Origin of the sequence: Pontibacterium sp. (assembly GCF_041587635.1) — a bacterium.
GTDB lineage: Bacteria > Pseudomonadota > Gammaproteobacteria > Pseudomonadales > Balneatricaceae > Pontibacterium.
This window is the reverse complement of sequence record NZ_JBFGYC010000427.1, coordinates 1-3569: the sequence shown is the minus strand read 5'-3', so window position 1 is coordinate 3569 and position 3569 is coordinate 1. Positions and strand designations below refer to the sequence as shown.

The 3569-nt window shown below is 48.2% G+C and carries 3 protein-coding genes; 1 reads left to right on the top strand and 2 read right to left on the bottom strand.

The features are described from left to right. A partial coding sequence (locus tag ABYW01_RS16830; RefSeq protein ID WP_372834930.1) for an ion transporter occupies window positions 1-283 on the bottom strand: 283 nt, incomplete at its 3' end. A 469-nt stretch (window positions 284-752) separates the two neighbouring features. On the opposite strand from ABYW01_RS16830, the gene ABYW01_RS16825 reads away from it, so the two are divergent. Next, window positions 753-1787, top strand: a complete 1035-nt coding sequence (locus ABYW01_RS16825) for an IS481 family transposase (protein WP_372834928.1) — start codon at window positions 753-755, stop codon at window positions 1785-1787. Window positions 1788-1866: 79 nt separating this feature from the next. On the opposite strand, the gene ABYW01_RS16820 is transcribed toward ABYW01_RS16825, so the two are convergent. After that, window positions 1867-3426 (bottom strand): methyl-accepting chemotaxis protein, encoded by a 1560-nt coding sequence (locus ABYW01_RS16820; protein ID WP_372834927.1) that lies wholly within the window; start codon window positions 3424-3426, stop codon window positions 1867-1869. Window positions 3427-3569 lie beyond the last annotated feature (143 nt).

The window sequence follows — 3569 nt, the reverse complement described above, 5'->3', positions numbered from 1 at the left end:
TGATGCTGACCACTACGATGAGTGTGTCAAAGAGATTCCAGGGGTCTTTGAAGAAGGCGCGCTTATTTGGCTCTCCCACAAAGCGGATGGTAATTTCAACCAGAAAGAAAAGTGTAATCGCGGTATCTAACCACCCGATCACCATCAACACGTTTTCCGGGATGTCGTAGGTTTTTGCCCCGATCACCAACGCAGAAAACAGAATGACAGCAACAACAAACAGCTCAAACATACGGTTGGAGCGCAATGCAAAGAAGCGCTCCTGAAGCATCTCAAAGTTCATAACTCAGTTTCAATCAATATCAGTGGACATGTCTGGAAAGCGGGATGCTACCTGGACGTTATTGCACATTAAAGTACAACCAAGCCCAGAGGCACTCGCAATGATTAAGCCGCCAGAATACCGAAAAAACGCTAAGCAATCAGTCAGATTAATGTCTAGTCACCGACACAGAGTCAAATTGCCAGCAGATAGAGGTGATTCATAGGGGGGGTGCGCGATATGAGAGTGCGGAGTGATAACTCAGTAATGTGTCACGGTAGCCTGGTCTGGCTCATCTCAATACCGTGCGAACCATGGCTTGCCTGGTATTGGGATGATCTGTGTGCAATGACCTGTTTCAAGCAGGGGAGTCGTGCAGAACTGAACTGAATTAATTCACACTTAATCTGACACCTGCCTTGAAGAAGGGAGGGTTACCGACTTTGATGAATGTGACCAAACGAACATCAAAGCCAAAATGGTAACCCTCATGATTCAGAGTAACGAACGCATCATCAAACACAAGCTTGGCTTGCTGAATTTGGCAGAAGAGCTTGGAAACGTCTCTAAGGCTTGCAAAGTAATGGGCCTATCTAGAGACACTTTCTATCGCTACAAGGCTGCTGTTGAGGATGGCGGGGTTGAAGCACTCTTTGACCAAACACGTCGAAAACCTAACCTTAAAAACCGAGTTGATGATCAGATTGAAGCAGCGGTTGTCGCTTATGCTATTGAACAGCCCGCGCATGGTCAGGCGAGAACCAGTAATGAGTTAAGGAAACGCGGTGTATTCGTTTCACCCAGCGGAGTCCGTAGTGTCTGGCTCAGACATGAGCTCGGAAACTTTAAGCAGCGCCTATTGGCCTTAGAAGCCAAAGTTGCTGAAGAAGGCATTATCCTGACGGAGTCTCAAGTCGTAGCCCTTGAACGCAAACAGCAAGATGATGAAGCCGCAGGCGAGATAGAGACCGCACACCCTGGTTATCTTGGCTCTCAAGATACCTTCTATGTGGGCACCCTGAAAGGCGTTGGGCGCGTCTACCAGCAGACATTCGTGGATACATATTCCAAGGTCGCTTGTGCCAAGCTCTACACGACCAAAACGCCGATCACAGCTGCAGATCTGCTTAACGACAAGGTGCTTCCCTTATTCGAGACCAATGAGCTTCCTCTCTTACGCATCTTGACCGACCGGGGGACAGAGTATTGTGGTAAGGCCGAGCAGCATGACTATCAGCTTTATCTGGCGATTAATGATATTGATCACACCAAGACTAAGGTGAAGTCACCCCAGACTAATGGTATCTGCGAGCGCTTCCATAAGACGATTTTACAGGAGTTTTATCAGGTAACTTTCCGCAAGAAACTGTATGGAAGCATCGACGAACTCCAGAAAGATCTGGATATATGGATCGATTATTACAACAATGAACGTACCCATCAGGGAAAAATGTGCTGCGGCAGAACGCCGAAGGAAACATTGCTTGATGGGAAGTCAGTTTGGCTGGAGAAGAAGCTGAACTGATTTTGACCTGACAGTCACACCCTGGTAAGTCGGTAACTGTCAGATCGGGTCTGAATTACTACAACTTATATGTAGTAATTCAGGCCTCTATTTTAAACTGTCTAACCAGTGTCTTTAGGCTCATTGCCATCTGCGACAGTTCCTCACTGGATACCGCAATTTGCTGTGCGCCATTATTGGTTTCGTCACTGGCTTGATTGATGTTAGAAACCGAATGGGTTATCTCCTCGGCTACCATGTTTTGTTGCTCTGATGCGCTGGCGATCTGCAGATTCATATCGTTGATTGATGATACGGCTTGTTCGATGGACGTCAATGCAACACCGGCCTGTTGTGCCATCTTGGCGCTCTGTTGAACCTTTTGCTCACCCACGTCCATCGCCCTGACGGAGTTTTTCGACTCCTGCTGTAGGTTGGTAATCAAATCTTGAATGGTGGTTATCGACTCCTGAGTACGGGATGCCAACGTCCTGACTTCATCTGCGACAACAGCAAATCCACGTCCATGCTCGCCCGCACGAGCTGCTTCGATCGCTGCGTTGAGTGCCAACAGATTGGTCTGATCTGCAACCGCAGTAATTACTTCAAGAATTGAGCCGACGTTGGAGGTTTGTTCATCCAGGCGGATGATTGCCGCTTTTGTGTTACCGATATCGTCGGACAGAGAGGATATTATTTCGTTAACGTTTTCAATAACGTCGAGGCCTTGCTTTGTTTCGCTATCTGCTGCGGAGGTGGACGTAGCGGCTACTTGGGCGTTCTGAGCAATTTCCCCCACCGTCGCCGACATCTCGTGGATCGCCGTGGCCGTTTGCTCCAGGTTACATTTCTGAGAGTGTACGCTGGCAGCGGTCTGGTTGGTGACGTTGGACATCTCTTCCGTTGCCGAGCTAAGTTGCTCAGATGCTGCGGAGATGTGACTAACGGTATCCAACAGGCGTTCGGTCATGTGTTTCATAGCGATAAGAAGCTGACCTGTTTCGTCTTTACTCCCAGCTTGTATCTGAACAGTGAGGTCGCCTTCAGCGAGGCGCTCAGCAGCAGAGACCGCATTCTTCAGTGGGCGGGTAATCGAACGCGTGAGAACGATGCCCATAAAGAGCCCAAACACGACAGAAGCTATTGAGATAGCCACCATACCCTTTAGCGCCTCTTGTTCATCGTGATATACCGTTTCCAAGGCGTGTTCGGTCATTTTTATCACACCCTGAAGTAGCGCTTCCAAGTGGTGATCAATCGTGGTCTGTGCTTTTTCCAGAGCTCTTAGGTTAGCGCCTGAAACCGTATCATTGCGTTCAATTTGTTGAAGCAGGTCTTCGACCATAGCCTCGTAGGTTGTGTGTTCCTGTTCAATGGATATCAGTTCCTGTTCCAGTTTCAGGAGTTCCTGCTCCAACTGAGGGGTGAGCGCGTGTGTTTTGGCTGTCTTGAGGATTGCTTCGCCTTGCTTGATTTCCGTATTGATATCCTGCGCCAGTTGATTAATCTGGCGATGGAGTATGTTGATGTCGTCAGTTCCCTCGCCAAGCCCTGCCGTGCGCATCGCTTTTTCGATTAGGATCGCCTTTTCCAGCTGCTTAATGGTCACATCGGAGACAAGCTCTGTGAGAGGCATATCTTCCTTCGATATAGTTTCCATTTCTTGCCCAACAAGACTGATTTTGTAAATGCCATAAACAGAAGTAATCAGGAGTAAGGAAATAAGGAGGGAAACAATCAAACCGATTTTTACGGCAAAACTCAAATCCTGAACAGCGCGCATCATATATGTACTACCTTGTG

Excerpts from the sequence above, each read along its gene's own strand:
- ABYW01_RS16820 (WP_372834927.1), bottom strand. The coding sequence starts at position 3,426 with ATGGAAACTATATCGAAGGAAGATATGCCTCTCACAGAGCTTGTCTCC.
- ABYW01_RS16825 (WP_372834928.1), top strand. The coding sequence starts at position 753 with ATGATTCAGAGTAACGAACGCATCATCAAACACAAGCTTGGCTTGCTG.